This window comes from Sporocytophaga myxococcoides DSM 11118, from assembly GCF_000426725.1.
GTDB lineage: Bacteria > Bacteroidota > Bacteroidia > Cytophagales > Cytophagaceae > Sporocytophaga > Sporocytophaga myxococcoides.
Genome location: NZ_KE384561.1, coordinates 509446 through 532693 on the forward strand (window position 1 = coordinate 509446; position 23248 = coordinate 532693).

A 23248-nucleotide genomic window follows, 5' to 3' on the forward strand; every position below is an offset into this window, starting at 1 on the left:
GATTTTATGGTACTTTTAGCAAAGAGGCTACCCGGTAGAACTACTTTATAATAAAGAAAATGAGATAAATACAATAGAAACAAGGGGCGCAAAAAAAATTACAAAGGCACACTAGCCTGAAAATTAAAAATAAACTACTTAATAATTCATTAACAGAATTAGGATTTGATTTAATCTATCATTTCATCCCCTCTTTGCACTTCTCCACCTTCAAGCTTCAGGTAAAAATCATTCCATTCCATGTAATCAAAAGGGCCATATTCAAGCAGTTTATCAAGGTTTGTGTTAAAAATTTTTATCTCTGATCTTTCATCAATAAGTATAAATAATTGTTTTAACATTTTACCATCTTTATTCTGAAGAGCTATTAGATAATCACCATATGTTCCGACAGCGAATACCAACCCATTCAAATTCCATTGACTTTTAAACCACATAGACTTTGACACAATGAAGTTTTCAGAAGGGTCATCCGGGTTATCTGTCACAGTGGGGAAAGTCCATTCTTCTTCGCCAAACATTACATCGGGACTTTCAAGCTTTCTGATGAAATCAAAAAGCTTTTTTGGAAATCGTAGCTCAAGTTTTAATTCAGCTTCACGAAGCTTATCGGATACATGCTTTAACATTTTAAAAATCTTTATAATAGTTGGTTATTCATTCACCCATAATGGACTTTTCATTCCAGACTTAATATATGTAATAACGGAATTTCTGACATCGTTTTTAGAATAAGCTTTATCAATACTTGTATTAGCAAGAGCATCAGGTGTTGTTTGAGTAAATTTATTTATAAACTCAAGATTTTTTTCTTTACCTTTTGAAAGGAAAGTAGGCATCACTGCAGTATAGGTATTACTTAAGATGATCTGCTTTCCATTTAAAACCCATACATTATTTTTCCTTTCAGCACCTTCAATCTGTAAAAATCCTCCACTCCCTTTCTGATATACTGCAGTGCCGATATTAAGTATCTTCAATAGTTCCTCTCCAGTAAGTTTTACAAGGGAAAGACTTCCTCCAAATGGTAAAGATCTTAATATATCTGCTTGAGTTATTTCACCCTTCATCTGATCATCAATCCTTATACTGCCGCTATTTAAAATAGCAATATCTGCTTCCGGGAAGGAGTATAATAGCGAATTAGTAACAAGTCTTGTAAAATTAGTTGACTGTGACCTAATGAACGGCTCTCTTGCTTCCAGCGGCAAATCTGCCCTCATCAGTTTTTCCTTCGCAACAAAACCCAGAGAATACACCACACTATCTCTGAATGCAACCCATTTTTGCACTGTTTTATTAACCTCACTATCAAAAGGAACTGATGAGTTTATTATTTTCAATTCGGAAATAACATTCACTTCACGAGTGTCTGGCGCATACGTCACCTTATGAATACAGGCAGATTTCGCATTGGCATCTGCTTTACAAATCAAAACTTTTCCAACTTCCTGATACATGTGCATATGTTCATGACCACCGATGATAAGATCAAGACCAGGTACAACCTTTGCCAGCTTCTTATCCATTTCCATTTCAAGATGTGTAAGCCCTACAATTACATCACAGCTATCTTTTATTCTTTCATAAGTATCCTTGACAGAACTATATATATCGTCATACACAATTGAATCTGTCTTATTAAAAGGAAGTGTTACCCCAATAATTCCGAGTCGAATCGATTGACCTTTTTCATATATAAACTGATGAATTACATAGGGCCTGATTACCTCTGAAGTACCATTTTTATATTTCATGAAAGGCCCCGTGCTTCCATCTACTCTTTTTTCTTCAACATTGGAAGATACCCATGTAAACTCTGATTCGTTGATTCTTTCCTGTAATTGCCTTTTCTCAATATCAAATTCATGATTTCCGAAAGTGACATAATCAATACCTGTTGCATTCATCACATCTACCATCTGTTTGCCTGCAAGACGTTGACCATTATACTTTAGTGTTCCCATAAAAGAAGGACTGACAAAATCACCTGCAAGCACCGCTATCGTGTTTTTATTATCTTTGACTAAATCCTTTCGAACTTTGGCAACGCGAGCCATACCGCCTTCTTCTCCTCCTGAAAGCGGTTCTATTTCATAAACATCATTGATCTGAAGAATAGTAAAAGTTAGTGGTTTATATTTGCCGGAAAGTTTCCTCTGACAGGAAATATAATTTAAGGAGACCAGCAAACATGCAAATACAAAAAAGCTATGTGGTTTCATGAATGTTTAGACGGAAAGATGATTAGCTTGAGAAATTAAATTTCCAATTGATGATAAAAGTATAAAAAATATTATTCAGATCTATAATTGGTATTTCCGTTGCTTAATTTAATTAACCTATTATCCCTACTGATTAATACAGTTTGATTTTTTGTTTCTTATTGTTATTAAACTCTTCTTTTAAGTCAAAATGTGTAACCTTAGAGTTGTCAAGTTTGTAGATTAAAACAAACTCCATATCTGTAATATCAATGAACGTAGAATAGAGTGTTCCTGCTGTTTGATTTTCTTTATTTTCTGAAGGCAACTGAACAGCCTTCGCTGCGACGTTTCCTATTCTCTTTAAATTAACAGTTTCGTTATTTTCTTTTATATAACTTATGTCTTTCTCCATTGCATTGTATCGTTGACATGGATAATTTCCTTTGGTAGTATCAGTCAAAAGAAAGTTTGTAGCCAACAATACATTGTCCTTAATGAAAACCAAATTTCGTTTTCCATTTGCCCATTCTACCACAGCAGCATTACCTGTCTTATCACCCAAAAATAAGTGTCCATTAGTTAATGCAATTTTTTCCTGCTCTAATAAATCAATGGCTTCGGTTACCGTTTTACATTTAGATATAATTCTATCACCCAGATTCCCTTTTGGTTTACTATACCCATCTATTGCAGGCTCCTCAGGAGTAGCCGCTCCATCAAAAAATAATCCATATTCATTTACACCACCTTGTGCAAAATTGTCCCATCCATACCATAACCTGGCATATTCGTTCTTTGAACTGGGAAGAATTTCGATATATGGCTTTATGTCATACCAATAATCCTCATTATTGGCAACATAAATCTTACCAGTTGCAGGATCAACATAATACAATATAGAGCAAGCATTGGTATTACAATAAATCAATGTGAAGATAAGAAGCCATGTTATTTTGTAAAATAATATTCTCATAATTCAGATTCAGAATTTCAATTAACACATTAGTACCCAATCATCAAATCTTTCAGAAGACATAATATGTAAGGAGGTTCTCATTTTACCTCAATTATATATTTTTCAGGTACCCCATAATCTTCATCGCAACTCATAGTTGCTGTTAATAGCTTTAATTCGACAGTATCAATGCCGATAGATTTTCCCTGCAAAGTAAAAGCTGCTACAAAATTACACCCTTCGCAATCTTCAGGTCCCTCATCAATCGTTTTTCGTCCTAATAAGGTCACATGCTTTAATTCCTTTTCATTGGACAGGCAGTAATAACAGCAAGAATTAGTAGAATAATAGAGATCCAATTTTTCACCGATTGAAATAATATATCTGTCTTTATTAGTATACCTCTTACATCCGCCCAAAGTCAATCCTAATAATATTACTAAAAGTCTTAAATGCCTATTTTTCATATTTAATATAAAAATATCTATTTAAGCAGTAATAATCAAAATGCAGAATAAATAAGGATTGTCTGCTGACACTTCCGGGAAGTGCAGCAGATGTCGGTATTGATGAATATAGGTTAAATAAATGTATGTTTTAGAAACTATAACTGATCGAAAAGATCATTTGGTTTTATCAGGGTGTAATTGCTTATTTTCTTCATTTCAAGCAATGTTTCACCATGCCTGTCAGTTTGAAACATGGATTCAAAAACGGCTCCCCAAACGATTTCGTTATGTTTGTACGAAACCCTCGAGTGCACGACCTGACTGTATACATCATCAAAAGCCTTAAACAAAACAAGAAATTCAACATTAGATTCTTCCAGATCCTCTTTGGTCCAGCCCTGAATAGGACTTTCTGAATCAATAACATGAACCACTGTCCAGTTTAATGGGAAGAAATTGATTTTATTAATTTCTAGTTTAAGATTATTAAATTTCCGTATTGGTCTATCACACGAAGCATCTACCCAAGAAAAAATCAGTTGCACCTCAGCGTCCAGTAATTGATTTTTACGAGCATTGGCAATTCTGAACTGAAATGATTTCTGACCCTTATAAGGCGCTATTAACGCCTGGTCGCTGGAAAGTAGTTTTACATTAGGCATAGAGAAACGACCGTACATGATACCAGTGGCCACTGCAAAGCACATCAAGCCGGTAAGAGACTCAAAAAAAGCAACCAGGTTAGCACCTAATCCCAATGGACTCACTCTTCCATATCCCACTGTCGTCAATGTTTGAGACGAAAAGAAGAATACCTCGAAAAACTTTTCAATGGTATTTAAGCCTGGCCTTCTTACGACGCCCTCTATCCCAGCGATATAGTAAAGGCCAGTAAAGAACAAATTAAAAACCAGGTAAAGAATGATAATGGCAATAGTAAACGTAGCCCAATCAGCAGAAGTAAACCAGTGATACAGACTATTATTATTACCATACAGCATTATCCCTGATCTTCTCACATTAAATCTACCGTCATGGAATATCAGACGTTCGTTCTCTGTTTCAGGAGAACTACCAAATCCTAATTCTTCAATTTTATATTGAGTAGTAAAGGGGTGTTTATTGCATTTTTCTGATTTATTCTCGGAACCTTGCTCCATAACCCAAAAACTGCCTTAAGGAGTCAAAGTTTGAGATATAAGAAAAAACTATTCAGTAAGGGAGAAAAACGACTTTGTTGCCTTGTTTAAAGCATGAATGAAAGAAATTATGTAGGTGGTTAACTATTGTTATTTAAAATTCTCTTCCAGGGCAGCCATATCAGAATTATAAATATCACTCCTACAACTAAACTAATATACAAATGTCGTTCTGCATCTTCTCTGCTTTTAAATGGAATATTATGAGAAGAAGCTCCGATTGCTGTGTCTAATAAAAATGAGAATGGGATATACAATACAATAATGATTGTTACTATAATTTTAAAAGCTTTCTTCATGTAGTTTAACACTTCGTATTCCATCTTAAATTAAAGAATCTTTAACTCCTTTCAAAAACACATGAAAAGATCTTCTCACCTATCCTTCTTAGGGCATAGTCATTTAACATTCATTACATCAACAATCATTTAGAATTCAACGAAATACAATGTAATTAAAAACCAGTATTCCCTAGTGTTAACTTTTAAACAATCTCACTAGTTCTTTAAAAAGGGACGATTCTAAATTAAGAATCAAGCCAGCAGAAAATATAAAAGAACTTAAAGGATAGATATGCTTGCAATGAATTATCGGGGCCCAGGAAGGGTCCGTGCAGAAGAAAAGCCAATGCCTGAAATCCTTCATCCGGAGGATTGTATAGTAAAAGTGTTACGTTCATGCATTTGTGGATCTGACCTGCATTTATATAATGGAAATGTACCTGATACACGTGTAGGTACGACTTTTGGTCATGAGTTCGTGGGAGAAGTAGTAGAGTTGGGATCAGAGGTCCATAAGTTAAAGCTCGGAGATAAGGTATTGGTGCCATTCAATATTGCTTGCGGAAAATGTTCTTTCTGCAGACAGGGATTGTATGGCAATTGTCATGAATCTAATCCTGAAGCTACAGCAGTGGGTGGTATCTTCGGATATTCTCATACTGCAGGTGGATACGATGGAGGACAAGCAGAGTATGTAAGGGTACCTTATGCAAATTTTGGACCTACTATTATACCGGAAGGAATGGATCTTGATGATGCAGTATTGTTAACAGACGTAGTTCCCACTGGCTACCAGGCAGCGGAGATGGGTGGAATCCAGCCAGGAGATACGGTGGTAATATTTGGTGCAGGGCCAATTGGAATAATGGCAGCTAAATGTTCATGGTTGTTTGGTGCAGGAAGAGTCATTGTCATTGACCAGAATGAATTCAGGCTGGAGTTTGTAAAGAACTACGCTAAATGCGAGTCCTATAACTTCAAATCGATTGAAGATCCTGTACAATTTATCAAACAAACTACTGACTGGCTTGGCGCTGACGTTTGCATTGATGCCGTGGGTGCCGAAGCAGCCGGTAGTGCTATGCAGACAATAACAGGAAGAAAAACACTGTTACAGGCAGGTTCTGCTACTGCTTTATTCTGGGCTATCAACTCGGTAAAAAAAGGTGGTATTGTCTCTATTGTAGGTGTATATGGACCTACAGGAAATCTCGTACCTATAGGTAACGTATTGAATAAAGGTATTACAATACGTGCTAATCAGGCTTCTGTAAAAAGGCTGTTACCTAAACTGATCGATCACGTTCAGAAAGGAACCATCAAGCCAAAAGAGCTAATTACTCACAGAATGCCATTAAGGAATGTATCTGATGCATACAGAATCTTTTCGGATAAACTGGACAACTGTATCAAACCTATTCTGATTCCACCTACAGCAAAAGAATAAACGGATATTCATATGGAAAAAATATTAAAAGAACAGCCAAATATTAAAGACTGGGGAATAGATGCGGATCCGGAAAATGATCCTACTTATCCTATGAAGCCCAACCGTACAGATGAAGAACAAAACGGCTATACATGGGAAAGGCCGGCTTTACAAAAGCCAACTGTAGAAATTTTAAAATCAACAGAAAGGCCAAACTTAACTGCAGTATTTGGAACAACCTTACCTCCTAAAGGGCTTAGCGGTATGATTCGCCGGAATGCATATAAAAAGAGTGAAGGACAGTTCAGTCACTGGCTGCCTTTGCTCATTGCAGATCGCGTAGATGTTATAGAAGGAATCATTGATGATTTGAGTAAAGGAAAAATTCCAAATATTTATGCTGAAATAGGATTCAAAGCTATGTGGAAGTATAACAGGAAAGCTGCAATTGCCAGAATAGCTGCTCATGTGGCAGTTGCTTCTGCTATTGGACTAGTTCTATTCAGAGGCAGGATATTTAATGATGAAAAACTCATTAAAAAGGCTTTGAAAAATATTTAAATAAATCCCGGAAAGCTTGTCTGTCCGGGATTTCATTATTAAATAAAGTATCGATAGTATTATACAATAGTCTTCATATTCTTCTCACAATTTCACCACTTCCTTAGTACTAATTCCTTTATGAGAACTAACTATAAGTATATAGATTCCTTGTGGATAAGAGGACAAGTCAAACGATGGATCATTCTGTTTGCTTGCGTTATTACTGCTTTGCAAAACTCTTCCATTAATATCGATCACTTTCCACTCATAGTTTCCTTGCATGGTATTGTCCACTTCAAATCTATAATGACCATTACTGTAGTCGGAGAAGATCTTTACATCGTGTTGTTTTTGTGCTGATATAGAGGCTAGAGAATACTGGTATTCAAATGCTCCTATATCTATTTGTTCTACCCTTTCCTGACCGCATTGATCCTTGGAAGGTGCACTTTCAGTGGTCCCTGCATTAATGGCCAGTGCACCTTCTGTCAATGATATAGTTTCTATTTTTGATCCGTTAAAAAATCCGTTGGTACTTCCCGTACCAAAGGCAGATTCAGGGGTAATACCCATTTCGTTGTTAGGACCTTCAATTGTTAACCACTTACCAACGTTACCAAATAAGCAATTAGTAGCGCTTATAAAAGCCTCTGACGTGCTGTAGATATCTTCTTTAGTTTTAGTCAGGCTACCTCTATTTCCCGTAACAATCGTATTTGTAAGGGTTACATCGGTGCTTTTATTTACATAAATACCTCCTCCTATATCATTAGCGCTAATGGTGCAGTTGATCAGTATAGTATTCCAGTAGCTGCTAATTGCCCCTCCTATCTGTGCCTGATTGTTAAACATAGTCACGTTGGTTAATATGGCATAATTTCTATTACATAAAGCTCCCCCTTCTCCACCCATATTATTGACAAAAGTCATATCTGAAAGCTCGACCTCTCTTCCGTTATTAAAAAGTCCTCCGCCTCCAGATGACGTCCAATTAGCACCAATTGTAGTTTTGGAAATCTTCACTCTGCCATTTACACTACTGCAAATTCCTCCTCCGGAATTTGATTCTCCCCCTGTATTGTGGTTATTGATAATCCAACTATTTGTAATTTCCAGATAACCGTTATTATAAATTCCCCCTCCATATCCATTACCTATGATCTCATTTCCATCTACACTGACGTTGTCCAGCCATAAACCTCCTGAATTTAAAATACATCCTCCAACTCCTGAAGTTAAACTTCCCTTTGAAAGTATTAACGAGCTGAAGAATACATACTTTCCGGATTTTATTTCAAATACTCTAAACCCTGATCCGCCTAAAATTTTTACATATTCAGCTTGGCCATCTACAACTAAATGATTTTCAATTGCAGGAAGAGCAGAGAGCAAGGAGATTTCTCTACTTCCATCTGCCAGATTAAAATGGATAATATGTGGATTTTCCATTGTTGCTGTAAGGTCTGCATTGGCATCTGCAATACATTGTCTCAGAGAACCTGGACCGGCGTCATTTTTATTTAAAACTGTGAATGTGGTAGCACTCAGAACATTAAAAGCAAATAAGAATACAATAGAGATGTAAAATTTTTTCATTATGGATAAATAATCAGATTCAAAAGATACATACGTATCAAAGATAAAATGCTTTACTTTTTTATACCAAAGGTTCTGAATATTTTGAGTTAATTTGATAGTTATAGCGCTTTTTTTCAAGTGTGAGATTGATAATCAGTGATATCATAAATATTACAAAGTACAAGACGAGCAGGTTGGTGAATTTTCCAATACCATTAACATCACTGTCAGCCGACAGGTGGAGGTGTAATAGAGCTTAAATGGTTGGTTAAAAAGGCTGTCGTTTCCGAAAGGAGGCGGCAGTTTTTATTTATATGAATTCGGATTAAAACTGAAAAATACATAGAATCAAAAGGAGCCTAATAATGAAGATTACTTTTATCAAAGATTGATTATAAAGTAAGTCTCGATACTCCTAATACTAGCTACCTCTCATAGACTTCAAAAACATCCCCCAACTCCATAATAATCCCTCTTCCATAAACAACAATGCCTTTCAGCTGATATAGGCTAAAAGGCATTGTTATTATTCAGAGATTAACTTCTATTCCTCTATCACAAGTTGATTTACTCTATTAAAATTATCCCCTACCAGCTTTAACTGATATACTCCTGCTTTTAATTCTGAAAGATCAAATTCATTTATAGAATTACCTTTAAGACTTGAAAACCTTGCAACCTCAATACCTAACACATTATAAACAACCAGTTCATTTGCGAGGTCTGCATTCTTAAGTTCTACAGTGAATGCACCTTTAGTCGGATTAGGATAAACATGAAAATCTGTAATACTATTATTTTCAACAATACCTGTAGTAATTCCTGCAGTGCCGATTTTTGAAGAAACCGGAGTACCATTGATATATGCATTAAAACCACCAAAGAGATTTTCATTTAACTTCTGACCATCATTAATTTTTAGACTTACTGAAAAAACTTTGCTATCTACAATATATCCGTCAGAAACATATGACCCCACTAAAAGGCTTCGCCCATAAACGTTTTTATCAAAAATCAAATCGGGAGTATCAGATGTTACTTTCAAAATAGATACAGTACTATCAACATCAATCGAAAAATCTACTGATGAAATATCATCATCTGCTGAAACATAAACAGGTACTGAAAAGGCACCTCCACCTGTATAAGTGGCTTCTGCAAGATTAAATAAAACTTCTGTTTCATTCTGAAATGCCCTTCTTTGCGCTTTATTTGCAACAGCCCAGCTTCCATCCACATCTCCCAGCAATATTCCTCTATATTTGTCCTTTGTCGTGGGACATACATTCAGAGGTTGAATACAATTTGGTATTGAAGGTACATTTTTAATACTATAATTTGAATATTTCACAACTGAACTATCATCAATAAAAAGCCAGTCTTTTGACAGTTCTCTATTCTCATTTGGTACATACCCATTATAATTCCATAGTTGTGGAAACTCTCCTATTTTTAACAAATAACGTCTTGTCATTAACGTTAAATCACCAGCTGTAACTCTTCCATCAAGATTCACATCTGCAGCAACGAGCTGATAAAAATTTGGTAAAGTTTTTCCAACAATAAAATTAGAAGCAAGGACAACATCATTTCCATTAATAACAGACATAATAGAAGGAAGCCCTATGCTATCTTCATATGAACCTCTGATATCTCGCTCAAATACAATTTCGCCATTGGTAAACGGAATTGTGAACACGCCGCTTGTATCTGGTTTCACAGGAGCGACATTGGTGCTTCTACAATTAAAACCAGGATAAATTCTGGTAACATTATAATAAGAGCCAGCAACTGTTGAGGTCCCCATAGGAACATAGGTACCCGCATAATACAACTTACTTGTAAACTGATTTGTAGAAACATACAAACTTCCTTCATGGACAGGATATTCAACATACCCTCCGTTATTCATATTACTTTCTGTAATACCACATGAAGTAAGAGGGCTTGCTTGTGGTTGTATGTTTGATTTCAGACTAAAATCAAATGTGATGATATCTCCAATGCCTTTAAAGCTTGTGGTTGCAGGAGCACTTGAAGTATAATAAATGGTAGCTTTAATTTCACCCGGGGTTGATATATTGAGATTTGCAACTGCCCACGAAGCCTTTCCAGCATTTACTACTTTACCAATTGTGTAGGTAGACTTTGCCGTCATGATAGCAGGATCATATTTCAGGCAAACATCTAAACCAATTACACCAGGAGTCGGATTAATGTAATTTTGAACCTTCACAGAGAAATTTCCGGAACAGCCAACAGTAGGACTTGAAATACCATATGCAAATGGTTTAAACTTTTGTATTCTATTATTGCCCGCTTCCACAACATAAACAAAGCCTTTGCCATCCACAGCTACCCCTTTGGGTGCATCTAAAAACCCATCGCCATTACCTGTACCGCCAATGAAGCCGAGGTAATTCCCATTTGAATCATATTTAAAAACAAAATTATACTGAGACTCTCCCATATAAATATTTCCGTCCTTATCAACGAATACACTCGCAGGAGTGAACCATAAAGCAATTGTTTTAATATAAACACCATCTGAAGTATATATCTGAATTCGATTCCCATCAGCTACATATACATTCCCTTGCAAGTCTACATCCAATGCTAGTGGACCAAAATTCAACTGTTCATTTTCAGGACCAGACGCTCCCCATTCTGTGATATATTCACCCTCTGTAGTGAATTTCTGAACACGGTTATTTTCATAATCCGGTACATACACATTATCAAACTTATCTATTGCCAGATCTCCGATATTTTTAAACTGTCCTTTACCAGTACCCTCACTACCCCACATCGAAGCAAATCCTCCGGAAGGAATAAACTTCTGTATTCTATGATTAAAATTATCTGAAATATAAATTTCCCCTTTACTGTTCACAGCAATACCAGTAGGGCCATTCAACATTCCCGGGCCTTCGCCACCCCGTCCAAATTGAGACAAGAATTCGCCTTCAGGTGTAAATTTTTGAACTCTGAAGTTATTTACATCTAAAACCACAATATTCCCATCCCTATCTACCAGCAATTCCCTTGGCTGTCTAAACTGCCCAGCTTCAGAGCCGGTAACTCCCCATTTGGATACATACTGAAATGGCTGTTGCGCCCATGTCGTAATACAATAAAACAATAGCACAATCTGTAAAAATAGTTTTTTCATATAATTTGTTTTAAGTGTGTCTAGCGTATGTAAATTCAAATTTGTCACAATTTAAATTCGCTGACAATACAGGAAAAGGGTATATTTTTAATCTGAGAATATGCCAGTTTTATGGTAAGAATTGAAACACTGGCCTGAAGTATATATAAAATTTGAATTTACATCTGTAAAAAATATGATTGGGTATAAAGCGAAATAGAAAATAAGATATTAATAAAGTCCTCGCTTACAAAAATGATTTTCGAAATAGCACTTACATTGCTATTTTCTATAATCTTAAAAATTCGCTAACTTTTCAATAGTTCAATTAAACTGATTCTTTAAGACAAACCTTACTTAGCTACTCCCCAGTCCGAATAACGATTCAATATCCATCTTCTGCTGTTTGTAAAATTTACCTCCCTCACAACCACTTAAACATAATTACTTAATGCAGGTAAATAGCTTATTATGGAAAATACTTGCACCATCAGGTTCATGGGCGATGTAATGATTGGAAGAAATGTTAATCTTAAGATTTCTGAATCAGGATATGAATATCCATGGGGAGATGTTTTACCTCTGCTCAGACAGGAGGGAGTAAATATTATAAACCTTGAAGCAGCTATTACCACATCTAAACGGCCTGTCAATAAAGTATTCAACTTCAAAGCCGACCCTGACAAAATTAATACCCTTAAAGTTGCCAATATCCATGTTGCTAATATTGCCAATAATCATATTGGTGATTATGGAATAGACGGATTGGAAGAAACCATTCGGATCCTTGATCATCATTCCATTGGTCACGCAGGTGCTGGAATAAATATAGCTCAAGCCAAAAAGCCCATAATTATTAAAGAAAACAACATTAAGATAGGAATCATAGGTTGTACTGACAATGAACCATCATGGAGAGCTAACCTTCATCCAGGTACATTTTTTATAACAGTTGATGATCCGGAAGAATTGGAATCTGAAGTGGTAAAATTAAGAAGCGAAGTAGATGTATTGATTATATCGATTCATTGGGGACCAAATATGGAGATAGAACCCAACAAAAGACAAATTGAGTTTGCTCACAGACTTATAGATCTTGGTGTAGATATTATCCATGGACATAGCGCACACATCTTTCAGGGAATTGAGATATACAAAGGAAAGATAATACTATACGATACAGGGGATTTTATTGATGATTACGTTGTAAATGAGCTACTAAGAAACGATAGGTCATTTTTATTTGAATGCATAATAAAAAACAAGAAGTTAAGTGAATTTAAATTAAGACCTGTTATTATTCAAAACATGCAGGTCTGTCTTGCTATCGGTCATAACAAAGAATATGCAATTGCCAGGATGCAATATCTTTCATCGGTATTTGGGACTAGAATAACTGATGAAGGAGAAGTGGTACTATGATTTTTCCTATTTATAAATCTTAGAAGAAGGTTGGATTTATTTTACCAATAAAACCTAATTCTCTATTCTGGAGTGACGTCAAATATTCATAAAAATTGTTTAAATTCACGCTAAGTAAAACAAGTGAAGATGTACACTCAAATTCTTTAATTATTTAAACTTATTTTTTATGAAAACTACCATTTACTTTCTTTTATTTATTCTTCTCATTAATAAAAGTTTTTCACAAGATTATATACCAACTATAAAGACAGGTCGGATATGGGAAGTATTTTATCCTCATGGTTTAGGAAACTCCTCTATTGACAAATACCAAATCAGATGCGATACGACTATCAATAACACAACTTATAAGAAGGTTTCTTATTTAAACAATGTTTATATCGGGGCTGTCAGAGAAGATATTGATAATAAAAAGGTTTATTTTTTTCGTAAAGATGCAACTCAGGAAAGACTTGTAGCTGATTATTCTCTTGCTGTGGGTGAATTATTTTACGATGGTCTAATAGCCAAAGATCTTGATTCAATTAAAGTTCAGTATATACATGGAGCAAATCGAAGGGTATTCTACTTTGATCCATTAACCATACTTATTGAAGGAGAAGGATCTAACTTTTCCGGAATAATAAATAATCGTAATTACGTATCTATCAATAACCTAACTGACAATGTGTATACTTGTGATATTTCATCTACCAAATCTGAAGAGCCAAAGCCTTCTATAAATATTTTCCCTAATCCGACGACTTATTCTGATTTTATTTACATAAACGGACTGCCAATTAATAAGGAAGTAAATTACCAAATATATTCCTTAACAGGGCAGATGCTAAAAGAAGGCTTAACAAAAAATCTATGTATTGAAATTAAAGACATTTCTGAGCAATCAGTTATGCTAAAACTAATCGAAGGTAATTCTTCTATATACAACAAGATCTTATTAATCAACAGATAATTTTCAATCATTGGCCTGTCTATAACACCTATGACAGGCCTCTATAATACCTCTGAGATTTCTGCCTTAAGTCCCACATCCAGACTTACACTTACAAAGTCAAAGTTTTTTGTCAAAAAATATTTTCAACCTCACTACTAATAAACTCGTCGGGATAATTAAATACAATCTAGCATTGAATCTATCATAGTCTTTGTGAAATTATATCTTTCATTTTTCCATGATGTGTCTTACAACAGTCTACTGTAAAGAAATGACACTACTACAAAAGTGTAATATATGATTTAGTTATAAAAAAAAACATAAGCAACTAATTAAAATCTATAGCCTATTTTGTAATGCAATGGAAGATACAACCTATAATACTTACCTTTTCTATGTATGTGATTAGGTGTTTCGTTCAATCTATCCTCTGGGTTATCTCGATTAGTTTGCGTAATATTATTATGTCTCAAACCTACTCCTGAATTAAATTCCATTATCATTCTGCCGAACATAAATTGCATACCAAATTTTAGACCAACACCTACCACTTCTTTGTGTACAGTAAAATAGTCTGTATAAGTAAGCTCGGAAGGCCCGGGAGAAGCCGATCCATTTACTTCATTTCTTTCATTCTTATAAAAAGCTTCCACAGAACAGAAAAGGTTATGCCTGCCACTTATGGTTTCGGCTAAAATATATTTTGTTTCCCCCATAATTTTATAGCCACTAAATCTATAATAATCTTTATTGGGTAATAGTCCTACAAAACCAAATATGCTATGAGGCAAGATAATACCTCCACTTATTTGAATGACAACATTTTCCCGTACTTTTCTATCATATCCAATTTGTAATGATGGATCAAGTATATTAAGCACCCCAACCGGATAAAGACTGATAACATTTAATTTATCTTTATGGAATCTATTCCTTTCAAACATCCTTAATCTTTTCTGACAAACGCCATCAATTACAGTGAATAACCCAAGGACTAAGAATACAACTCTTATTAATACTTTTTTCATATCAAAAAATTTAATTAACATAAAACAATTTTTAATTTAACTCAGCTGACAAGACAATGCTTGTAAAAAAAAATGGTAGCACTGTTGGATTCTGTATTCAAATTAATAGGACTAAAATAATCATTCTAGGATTAATAAACAATGTTGGTAAAAATGAAGGATATCCCTTTTAATTGAAGAATATTTAATATCCAATCTTTCTATTGCGGACTTTGGGAGACGAAAAAAAGGACATCAAACTAATAACCCTGATGAGAATATCCATCAATATATTCAAGTATTGAATCTATCTCTGCTTTTGTGAAATTAAACTCTTTCATTTCTGTTTTAGCATATTTATTGTATAGCTCTACAGCATAAGGATCTCCGGACTTAATAACCGCATTTGACTTATTAATAAACTTATAAAGCCATTTCTTAGGTCTTCTTTTTCCAACATCTTTTAAAGCTGGTCCTACAACAACATCGTGAATACTATGACAAGCTCTACAATTATTAGTAAATAACTGCTCTCCTGTTTTATTAAATTCTACACCACTGCTTATCTGTCTTAAATAATTTCCACAGACAGGTTGCTCTTCAACAACACCGCAATTAAACTGTTTTGACTGCCTCTTTTCTTTTACAATATAAAAACAGAACAATGTTACAATAATCGCAAAAGCTGATACTGCAACTGTCATCTTAAAAAGTGAAATAAACTGATACCCCTTCTCCATTTATTGATTATAATCTCTTGTTACAATATTAAGTAAAAATGGGAATAACGATTGTATCGCTATTCCCATTTTTTATGTATCAAATCTTGTCACAAGCAAGTATTGATAGAGGCTTTGACCTTTACAATTTTAAAAGTTAAATTTGTTACTTCTTATGATTTTTAAAATGCTCTTGCAGCTCGAACGCAATATGCAGTTCCTTTAGCATAATTTCTGGAAATACCATTTACAAAAAATCTTCCCCACGCGTCCGTCGATTCAAGCCCAGGATATTCAGTAGAGCTCCAGTATACTCCTACAAGATTATTAGGATCCGCAGTGAAATTGCCCAATCCTTTAAGATGTAAATTTTCATACATCAAATCCAGCTCAGATTTGGATGGCAGAAACCAGTCATCATAACCATTAAGCACAAGATTCGAACAAATGTAAGCCGCACCAATAGGCTGAGAACAAGCCTTCACAATATCTGCCGTATTCCACTTTCCAAATCCTACTGCCGGATTATCGGCTCCAACGATAGCAGTATTATGACAGCCCCAACTTCCCGGATCTTCCCAACCCTTTCCTACTACCTGATCATTAGGAGCTGCTACTAATCCATGATGTTTGGTTTCATCAAGATAAAAGATAATACCTCCTGCATATGACTGGCCTATTTCCAAAGGAGGTTGCTTAATTGTAACCGAGAGATCTTCAGAATAGGAGAAGTCTCCATTGTTATAGACTAACTTGCAATTAATGTTTATGTCATCAGAAGAAGTTCCTGAATACTTAAAGGTAACTTTGGCTTTATTGTTACTCACTCCTGTCAATGTTCCCTGTACTAAGGAATTACTTATCCCCTGGAGTGATATATATCCGGATGACTCCAGCGGCCTCAGTCCCAATCTTGGTGAATTAGGAATAAGCAGATAAGATACTGTCTTAGTGGTATAAAGAAAACCAATCACAGCATTCACTCCTTCAATGGTTTCATTAATTTTATTTATATAACCGGTTAACTTATTAAAGCCTCCAAAAAAAGATTGAATAACAGAATTGCTGTTTGAAGCATCTGCATTAGTTAAGGAAGCCTTCCTTATATTAATCCCGATAGAGGTAGGTTCTTCATTATTCACTGTTAGCATCTGAGCAGTAACTTGTGACTTGCGTTGCTGACTTTCTGATGAAAGTTTATCTATGATTACCGAAACAGGCTTATATAAATCATCTCGGGATTTTTTGCCGAAATAAATGGAAGCTTTATATGACACAAATACTCCTGCAAGACTTAACAGGGCTTTATCATATTGTTTTGCGCTATACATGATATAAGAAGCCCAAACAGATCCCCCCAATGCCAGTACCGAAGCTTTGAATAATAAAAGGCTATTGTATTCGCTTGTAACTCGGGCATTGGAAATCAGATTTTTATTTTCAAGATTAGTTGAGTTAACTTCCAGAAAATTTGCTAAGCTCTGCTGCTTGGAAGCATCCATTGATTTAACCTTTGTCAAAACATCGGAAATGAATTGCCTGGTTTCATTTACCTCTGTATTTTTCTCCTCTATCGTAATAAGATTTGAATCAACCTCTACCTGTAGGGCGCTATCCAATTTATTTATCTGGGCTTTAAGATAATTTTCGTATTGATCAAATCTTGCAGGCACATCACTAACTACAACCTTATTTTCTATTACTATTCTTGATTCATAAGTCGTGTTGCCAAGTACAAAGCTGATCGGATATTCTCCGGGAGCAAGATCAGCAGGAGTAATAAAGGTAAGCATATTTTCATCTGATTTTATGAATACCACTTCCTTGTCTCCGATCTTACCGGTGATTTGCTGTTGAGATATATTTGTATTAAGAGTAACTGTGTTTATTTCGTCAATATTGACAGTTGTTTTGTCAATAGAATTCCCATTGGATTGAAGGTCTGTATGTGTGTTTGGGGGAGCTTCTTCTTTCTTCTTATTACAGGCTGTCAAAAGGAAAATAAACAGAATGGCAGCTGGGATTGTAAGAGATTGTTTTTTAATCAACTTAACAACAATTTGAAAATTTCTGAACATAAACAATGTTAACTATATTGAAAATCAATGAATTCCAAGCAAAAAAGCAAAACTTTGCCTGGCCTTCTGACTCTTACGCCTCTGACGTGGCTAAGTTTCACATCGTGTATTAATCATATTACCAATCTTCCTATGGGTTCTACTTCCTATTGTAAAGATTAACTATGTACCTACATTGACAAGTATTAAGATATGATAACAGATTGGAAATTTAGTCAAGTGATATGATATTTTTATATAATTTAATTCCGACTTATTCTCAGGATTTTCTTGTAATAAATAAAAATTATAGTGCTAACAATGACCCAATAATAAAAGGAAAAAGCTATAAGATAAACTAAAAACCACAACGTCCAAAGTCCTATATAATCCGCCCAATGATCTTTCCAATATCTTTCTATAAATATCCAGTCATCCCAGATAACATAAATCCAAAATATGATTGTAAATAAAATTACTAAATACTTAAATATATTTCCTGCTTTTTTGAAAACTGCTTTCATATTAAGACCATAATCCATTCTTCGTTCTACCTTTATGCTTTATGCAAGTTCTTCAGATATAATATCGATAGTTTTTCCTTTCTTATTTATTGCCCAAATTTGTAAGGTATCATAACCATTTCGTTTTACAATGCTAAATTTATCTTTGCTTCCATCTACAAGTTCTATTAATCCATCTTCATCAACTTCACTTGCAAATTCATCATCATAGTCGATACCATTATATGTTGAGATAATTATTTCAAAAGTATCATTACCCTCTTCGTCAATATAGTAATTTGTTGCTGGCCTGTTTTTGATCTGGTCTTCGGTGTATGTATCACAGAACAATGCATTATATCCATGTTTACAGCCATCAAACAATAAGATTTCTTGCCCGGTCGATACCTCTACAGCAAAAACTAATGAAGGTGCAAAGTCAGTCCCAATGATTAAACTTTTGTAATTCTCATGTAACTCTCCAAAATATTTTATTTTAAAATTAGTATGACCATTTGAGAATTTTAAGCGTCTTCGCCATTCATGTGAATGCAAGTCTTTAGGATTTTGAATATGTTCAGTCAATCCGTCAAGAAAAGTAGGACCTAAAATTCCATTATCTGTTGATGAGTCATTAGGTGATTGATCCTTTTTAAAAATATCTGAAAGTCCCATTGTTGATTATTTAGTATCTAAAGTTATTAAATATAACACTAGATTATCAATTGTGAATTTATAAGCGTAATTATTTAGCAATACATAATCCTATTTCACCAACATACACATAATGAACTATCTACATATCTTTTCTTTGCACTTTATAGCTTTTATAATATTTTTGTAAACCCGATATACTTTACACATGAGCGTATTAAAACATTCTCTTCCAGGAATTTTATTTGCTATATGCATTATCCTCATTGGTCTATTCGGTATTTTCCAGGCGACGGATTTTACTCAAAGTAAAAATTCCCCAGAGCGGATGATATATGCTAATAGTTATGAAGATCTCGCTGACAATGATTCTATAGATCCTAAGCATCTGCTACCAATCGATACATTGCCTTTTGTGATACAAAAACAACATGCAAAACAAGAACCTATACCGATCATAGGGAAAGTTTTAAAAATATTGTCCGACGGAATTGCCAAGAAATATCCGTCTTATAAAGATTCTGTAGAAACTGATTCTTTCAAATAAAATTTTCAAATTATAATTGAAAGAAGTTCTTTGCTAATAGTTCTACACGCACTCCTAATCAAAATCTTTTCCTGCTTCTCTCCTATATTGCTATAAACTGATCTATTAAAAAATATAAACTAAAGGATTCAATCTATACATTTACATTTTCATCCTTTAATAATCCCTAAGAAGTTTTTGAACAATAATTAATACCTCTCACTATCCATATTACCTTTAGATTTAAAGCACCTGGGCGAAAATTCAAAGGTTTTAAGATCAACACACAAAATTTTTTTCTTACGAAAACATCCCTGATATTCCATTACAAAAATTTTATTACCCTAATCCAATACAATACTTTGAAAATAAACAAGAATCAATATTTTTAGAGTTATATTATTGGATTCCTTTAGATAATGAAAAAGAACCCTTCTCAACCATTAATGAATGTTTATAGCCAGGAGAATTTATTAGCAGTACTCGAAAGAATATCTGATGCTTTTGTGGCTCTTGACAAAAATTGGCGCTACACATATATGAACAGGAAGGCAGGGGAAATTTTCAACAGGGATCCTTTAAGCATGATCGGGAAACATATCTGGACAGAATTTCCGGAAGGAGTCGATCAGCCGTTCTACAAAGCCTATAATAAGGCTATGGAAACGCAACAGTATATTCACCTTGAAGAATATTATGCTCCCTATAATAAATGGTTTGAAAACAATATCTATCCGTCCTCTGAGGGACTAACAATTTATTTTCGAGATATCACGGCTCGTAAGCTGGAAGAACAACAGATTCGGATAGATAAAGCACGGTTATTAAAAGCACAGGAAATAGGACAGGTTGGATACTGGGAACTTGAGAAAAACAAAGACGTAATCTGGGGATCTGAAAAAGCATGTGAAATATTTGGGTTCCCTCCCGAAGCTGCGGAGATTCCAATCAGCAAAATTGAACCATTGATTAAAGAAATTGAAAAAGTCAGAAATGCCGGTAAAAAGCTCATTAAGGAGCAAATGAAATACGATATTGAAGTTCAAATCTTTCCAGAAAATGAAGACAAGCCAAGAATAATTTCTGCGAAGGCTGAAATTGCAAAAGACCTGTTTGGTAAAGCTAAGATTATGGGGGTAATAAGAAATATTACCGAGCAAAAAAGAATCGAGAAGCTTGAAAATCTGGAGAAAGAGGTTCTTCAGCACTACGTCCAACCTAATTCTTCCGTAGAGGAATTGATTACGTTCCTTTTGAATGGTTTAAAAGAAATTCACCCGGATATGCTATGTTCCGTGCTAAAAGCTAAAAATGGCAGATTATATAACTGGTCCTCTCCGCATCTTCCTGAAGCCTTCAATAAAGAAGTGGAGGGAACCCAGATAGCTGAAGGAAAAGGTTCTTGCGGAAGTTCTGCGTTTCTACGGAAAAAAGTTGAAGTTTCGGACATTTTTAACCACCCCTATTGGAACAATTATATAGATATTATAAAAGATTTTGACCTTCGATCATCATGGTCTTATCCTATCATCAATTCAAAGAATGTCTTATTAGGAACATTTGCGATTTATCACAAAACAATTCGAGAGCTTTCAAAAGAGGAAGAAAACAGTATAGATCGGATCAGGAGAATCCTAGTTTATGTAATGGAGAGGAAACTTGCAGAAACAGAAGCAAGGCTCCAAAAAGAAAAACTGGAGTTAGTGTTCAATTCTACAAATGAGGTAATGTTTCTTATTGATATAGAAAAAGAAAAAAGCTTTCGTTTTTCCACTGTTAACAGAAGATTTCTTGAAGTTACAGAACTCTCCAGAGAGCAGGTTGAAGGTAAACTTGTTGAAGATGTAATTCCAAAGCCATCTTCTTCTCTGGTTTTATCTAAATACCATGAGGCCATAGAAAAAAGAATACCCATTTCATGGGATGAAACGACTGATTATCCTTCTGGTCAGAAAAAAGGGATAGTGACTATTTCACCTGTCTTTAATGAGGAGCATGTATGCATTAATCTGATAGGTAATGTGCATGATATCACAGAGAGAAAGAAAAGTGAAGAGAAAATCAAGAGGGCAAATGAAAAGTTAAAAGTCAACAATGAATTAATTATTGAAAAGAATAAAAAACTGAAAGAAATAGCTTGGTATCAATCACACAAAGTAAGGTCTCCTGTGGCAAGAATAATGGGACTGATAAACTTGATCACAATTAACAAAAAAAACGGAGAGAGCACAGATGATCTTCTTGAATATGTATTGCAATCAGCTGTTGAATTGGATGAAGTAACCAAAGATCTGGTAGAAAAAATTGCTGATTCTGATGCGTATTGAATTTGAATAAATTGAGGAAAATAAATAAATGCGCCCTGACAGTTATATTTTATTTAATGACATGTATTAAAATTAAAGACGAATTAAATTTATTTATTCATCCTCAAATTCCTCATTTAGAAATTCAATGTAATTCTTTAATAAGCCATCGATTTGTTTAGCCGCAACGGGATTTGCGGAATGAACATCAAATTTCAAATTCCTGAGATCAATGCCGGATTCATAAACTAACCACTTTGCTGCCACATACCCATCAGGTGCCAATTCTCCATTTTCATCAAGGCCTGGATCATTATCAAAACTAATAAAATCAGGTAGTTCGTTCCTTTGAATGTAACTAACAAAGTCTTTATAATTTCTCACAACATCAAACTTGGGCTCCAGTATCTTATCATAGATCATGTCAATAGTTCTTATATCGTCAAGGAATATTTTTTTCATATGAAAAATAAGTAACAATAAGCGCTCATGTAGTATTCTGATATATCATTTAAAGCCTTGCATTAGCTATAACTTCAATTGAAAAAAATCCCTGTTTCAATTTTAAAAAATCAATTTCATCAAATAATTAGGGCTTGCAGTGAGTTCTAACCCATTAAGCAAGCCCAAGATTTTTATATGATAAATTGTAACTCTACTTAGTCGTTACTTCAAACGATATAGGCCTTGTATAATTTTTATCTGTATATCTATAGATCTCACAGCTTGTGCAAGTTGAAGTGATATAGCCTTTTCTTACTTTAACGTCCACTGTACCTGAAGAACCATACATTTGGTAAGTATCCGGAGCATCAAAATATACTATTAAAAAATCCTGCTTGCTCAAATCCAACACAGTATCTCTCAATGGCTTTTGATCAAATACTAACTGCAGCCCCCAATGAGGGGTTGGTTGTGCTCTTTGCGTGAATACTCCATTCCAAGTACTATCTTTAGTAGATTCCATTGTATATAGTTCGCCTTCATAGATGAATGTTCCTGCAACTACAGGGTCATCAGCAGGTGAAGGATCTTTACTTTTTTTACCACATGAAAATGTAAAAGCAACCAACAGGCCAATGAAATAATTACAAAGAGTTTTCTTCATAAGTTTATTTTAGATTTAATTGAAAAATGATATTTATTATTATTAAAAAATATTGATTTAAAAATATTTTTTTTTTCTCGAATAACAAGGTATTGAATCCTTTATAACATGTATCGGATATATCGGCTTTTGATGAAAGACTATTCTTTAACCAAAAAGAGAACTAAAGTAGTGCTATAGGTTACAATAACACGATAATCAATATGGCCTTAGTGAT

20 protein-coding genes are annotated in these 23248 nt (G+C 34.4%); 6 read left to right on the plus strand and 14 right to left on the minus strand.

The window, feature by feature from the left end:
* Positions 1 to 170: 170 nt before the first annotated feature.
* From K350_RS0126125 to K350_RS0126150, 6 genes are all read right to left on the minus strand, one after another.
* Positions 171 to 629 (minus strand): hypothetical protein, encoded by a 459-nt coding sequence (locus tag K350_RS0126125; protein WP_028982440.1) that lies wholly within the window; start codon positions 627 to 629, stop codon positions 171 to 173.
* Between the two features lie 24 nt (positions 630 to 653).
* Complete coding sequence (locus K350_RS0126130; protein WP_028982441.1) at positions 654 to 2225, minus strand: bifunctional metallophosphatase/5'-nucleotidase; 1572 nt, start codon at positions 2223 to 2225, stop codon at positions 654 to 656.
* Positions 2226 to 2358: 133 nt separating this feature from the next.
* Positions 2359 to 3180 (minus strand): carcinine hydrolase/isopenicillin-N N-acyltransferase family protein, encoded by an 822-nt coding sequence (locus tag K350_RS0126135; protein ID WP_037577300.1) that lies wholly within the window; start codon positions 3178 to 3180, stop codon positions 2359 to 2361.
* An 80-nt stretch (positions 3181 to 3260) separates the two neighbouring features.
* The gene (locus K350_RS0126140; protein ID WP_028982443.1) at positions 3261 to 3629 is read right to left on the minus strand and encodes a hypothetical protein; all 369 of its coding nucleotides are present in this window, start codon (positions 3627 to 3629) and stop codon (positions 3261 to 3263) included.
* Between the two features lie 137 nt (positions 3630 to 3766).
* Positions 3767 to 4771 (minus strand): ion channel, encoded by a 1005-nt coding sequence (locus tag K350_RS30500; protein ID WP_051313742.1) that lies wholly within the window; start codon positions 4769 to 4771, stop codon positions 3767 to 3769.
* A 119-nt stretch (positions 4772 to 4890) separates the two neighbouring features.
* Positions 4891 to 5109 carry a hypothetical protein gene (locus K350_RS0126150; RefSeq protein ID WP_028982444.1) on the minus strand — a complete coding sequence of 73 codons (219 nt, stop codon included), beginning with the start codon at positions 5107 to 5109 and terminating at the stop codon, positions 4891 to 4893.
* A 274-nt stretch (positions 5110 to 5383) separates the two neighbouring features.
* Between K350_RS0126150 and K350_RS0126155 the strand changes: the two genes are divergently transcribed.
* Positions 5384 to 6538 carry a zinc-dependent alcohol dehydrogenase gene (locus K350_RS0126155; RefSeq protein ID WP_028982445.1) on the plus strand — a complete coding sequence of 385 codons (1155 nt, stop codon included), beginning with the start codon at positions 5384 to 5386 and terminating at the stop codon, positions 6536 to 6538.
* A 12-nt stretch (positions 6539 to 6550) separates the two neighbouring features.
* On the plus strand, positions 6551 to 7081 hold the full coding sequence (locus tag K350_RS0126160) for a hypothetical protein (protein ID WP_028982446.1): 531 nt from the start codon (positions 6551 to 6553) through the stop codon (positions 7079 to 7081).
* Positions 7082 to 7165: 84 nt separating this feature from the next.
* Here the strand turns inward: K350_RS0126160 and K350_RS0126165 are convergent, their stop codons facing one another.
* Both K350_RS0126165 and K350_RS31750 read right to left on the minus strand, forming a co-directional pair.
* A complete protein-coding gene (locus tag K350_RS0126165; RefSeq protein ID WP_156027208.1) occupies positions 7166 to 8659 on the minus strand; it encodes a choice-of-anchor Q domain-containing protein in 1494 nt (497 codons plus the stop codon).
* A gap of 526 nt (positions 8660 to 9185) precedes the next feature.
* A complete protein-coding gene (locus K350_RS31750; protein WP_051313744.1) occupies positions 9186 to 11813 on the minus strand; it encodes a T9SS type A sorting domain-containing protein in 2628 nt (875 codons plus the stop codon).
* Positions 11814 to 12263: 450 nt separating this feature from the next.
* On the opposite strand from K350_RS31750, the gene K350_RS0126175 reads away from it, so the two are divergent.
* Both K350_RS0126175 and K350_RS0126180 read left to right on the plus strand, forming a co-directional pair.
* Positions 12264 to 13214 (plus strand): CapA family protein, encoded by a 951-nt coding sequence (locus tag K350_RS0126175; protein WP_028982448.1) that lies wholly within the window; start codon positions 12264 to 12266, stop codon positions 13212 to 13214.
* Between the two features lie 169 nt (positions 13215 to 13383).
* Positions 13384 to 14169 (plus strand): hypothetical protein, encoded by a 786-nt coding sequence (locus tag K350_RS0126180; protein ID WP_028982449.1) that lies wholly within the window; start codon positions 13384 to 13386, stop codon positions 14167 to 14169.
* Between the two features lie 314 nt (positions 14170 to 14483).
* On the opposite strand, the gene K350_RS0126185 is transcribed toward K350_RS0126180, so the two are convergent.
* The 4 genes from K350_RS0126185 to K350_RS0126210 form a co-directional block, all read right to left on the minus strand.
* Entirely contained in the window at positions 14484 to 15179 is a 696-nt protein-coding gene (locus K350_RS0126185; protein ID WP_028982450.1) for a hypothetical protein, read from the minus strand.
* A 239-nt stretch (positions 15180 to 15418) separates the two neighbouring features.
* Complete coding sequence (locus K350_RS31755) at positions 15419 to 15862, minus strand: c-type cytochrome (RefSeq protein ID WP_162144220.1); 444 nt, start codon at positions 15860 to 15862, stop codon at positions 15419 to 15421.
* Positions 15863 to 16059: 197 nt separating this feature from the next.
* Positions 16060 to 17955, minus strand: a complete 1896-nt coding sequence (locus tag K350_RS0126200) for an Lcl C-terminal domain-containing protein (protein ID WP_028982451.1) — start codon at positions 17953 to 17955, stop codon at positions 16060 to 16062.
* A gap of 542 nt (positions 17956 to 18497) precedes the next feature.
* Entirely contained in the window at positions 18498 to 19112 is a 615-nt protein-coding gene (locus tag K350_RS0126210; RefSeq protein ID WP_051313750.1) for a hypothetical protein, read from the minus strand.
* Between the two features lie 187 nt (positions 19113 to 19299).
* On the opposite strand from K350_RS0126210, the gene K350_RS0126215 reads away from it, so the two are divergent.
* Together K350_RS0126215 and K350_RS0126220 are read left to right on the plus strand one after the other, a co-directional pair.
* On the plus strand, positions 19300 to 19638 hold the full coding sequence (locus K350_RS0126215) for a hypothetical protein (protein WP_028982454.1): 339 nt from the start codon (positions 19300 to 19302) through the stop codon (positions 19636 to 19638).
* A 398-nt stretch (positions 19639 to 20036) separates the two neighbouring features.
* Positions 20037 to 21944 (plus strand): PAS domain-containing protein, encoded by a 1908-nt coding sequence (locus tag K350_RS0126220; protein WP_028982455.1) that lies wholly within the window; start codon positions 20037 to 20039, stop codon positions 21942 to 21944.
* 93 nt (positions 21945 to 22037) lie between these two features.
* Here the strand turns inward: K350_RS0126220 and K350_RS0126225 are convergent, their stop codons facing one another.
* Together K350_RS0126225 and K350_RS0126230 are read right to left on the minus strand one after the other, a co-directional pair.
* Entirely contained in the window at positions 22038 to 22385 is a 348-nt protein-coding gene (locus K350_RS0126225) for a cyclic-phosphate processing receiver domain-containing protein (RefSeq protein ID WP_028982456.1), read from the minus strand.
* Between the two features lie 193 nt (positions 22386 to 22578).
* A complete protein-coding gene (locus K350_RS0126230) occupies positions 22579 to 23031 on the minus strand; it encodes a hypothetical protein (RefSeq protein WP_028982457.1) in 453 nt (150 codons plus the stop codon).
* Between the last annotated feature and the right edge of the window lie 217 nt (positions 23032 to 23248).

Excerpts from the sequence above, each read along its gene's own strand:
- K350_RS0126215 (WP_028982454.1), top strand. The coding sequence starts at position 19,300 with ATGAGCGTATTAAAACATTCTCTTCCAGGAATTTTATTTGCTATATGC.
- K350_RS0126150 (WP_028982444.1), bottom strand. The coding sequence starts at position 5,109 with ATGAAGAAAGCTTTTAAAATTATAGTAACAATCATTATTGTATTGTAT.
- K350_RS0126175 (WP_028982448.1), top strand. The coding sequence starts at position 12,264 with ATGGAAAATACTTGCACCATCAGGTTCATGGGCGATGTAATGATTGGA.
- K350_RS0126230 (WP_028982457.1), bottom strand. The coding sequence starts at position 23,031 with ATGAAGAAAACTCTTTGTAATTATTTCATTGGCCTGTTGGTTGCTTTT.
- K350_RS0126210 (WP_051313750.1), bottom strand. The coding sequence starts at position 19,112 with ATGGGACTTTCAGATATTTTTAAAAAGGATCAATCACCTAATGACTCA.
- K350_RS0126130 (WP_028982441.1), bottom strand. The coding sequence starts at position 2,225 with ATGAAACCACATAGCTTTTTTGTATTTGCATGTTTGCTGGTCTCCTTA.
- K350_RS0126185 (WP_028982450.1), bottom strand. The coding sequence starts at position 15,179 with ATGAAAAAAGTATTAATAAGAGTTGTATTCTTAGTCCTTGGGTTATTC.
- K350_RS30500 (WP_051313742.1), bottom strand. The coding sequence starts at position 4,771 with ATGGAGCAAGGTTCCGAGAATAAATCAGAAAAATGCAATAAACACCCC.
- K350_RS0126225 (WP_028982456.1), bottom strand. The coding sequence starts at position 22,385 with ATGAAAAAAATATTCCTTGACGATATAAGAACTATTGACATGATCTAT.
- K350_RS0126125 (WP_028982440.1), bottom strand. The coding sequence starts at position 629 with ATGTTAAAGCATGTATCCGATAAGCTTCGTGAAGCTGAATTAAAACTT.
- K350_RS0126160 (WP_028982446.1), top strand. The coding sequence starts at position 6,551 with ATGGAAAAAATATTAAAAGAACAGCCAAATATTAAAGACTGGGGAATA.
- K350_RS0126165 (WP_156027208.1), bottom strand. The coding sequence starts at position 8,659 with ATGAAAAAATTTTACATCTCTATTGTATTCTTATTTGCTTTTAATGTT.
- K350_RS0126135 (WP_037577300.1), bottom strand. The coding sequence starts at position 3,180 with ATGAGAATATTATTTTACAAAATAACATGGCTTCTTATCTTCACATTG.
- K350_RS0126200 (WP_028982451.1), bottom strand. The coding sequence starts at position 17,955 with ATGTTCAGAAATTTTCAAATTGTTGTTAAGTTGATTAAAAAACAATCT.
- K350_RS31750 (WP_051313744.1), bottom strand. The coding sequence starts at position 11,813 with ATGAAAAAACTATTTTTACAGATTGTGCTATTGTTTTATTGTATTACG.
- K350_RS31755 (WP_162144220.1), bottom strand. The coding sequence starts at position 15,862 with ATGACAGTTGCAGTATCAGCTTTTGCGATTATTGTAACATTGTTCTGT.
- K350_RS0126155 (WP_028982445.1), top strand. The coding sequence starts at position 5,384 with ATGCTTGCAATGAATTATCGGGGCCCAGGAAGGGTCCGTGCAGAAGAA.
- K350_RS0126140 (WP_028982443.1), bottom strand. The coding sequence starts at position 3,629 with ATGAAAAATAGGCATTTAAGACTTTTAGTAATATTATTAGGATTGACT.
- K350_RS0126180 (WP_028982449.1), top strand. The coding sequence starts at position 13,384 with ATGAAAACTACCATTTACTTTCTTTTATTTATTCTTCTCATTAATAAA.
- K350_RS0126220 (WP_028982455.1), top strand. The coding sequence starts at position 20,037 with ATGAAAAAGAACCCTTCTCAACCATTAATGAATGTTTATAGCCAGGAG.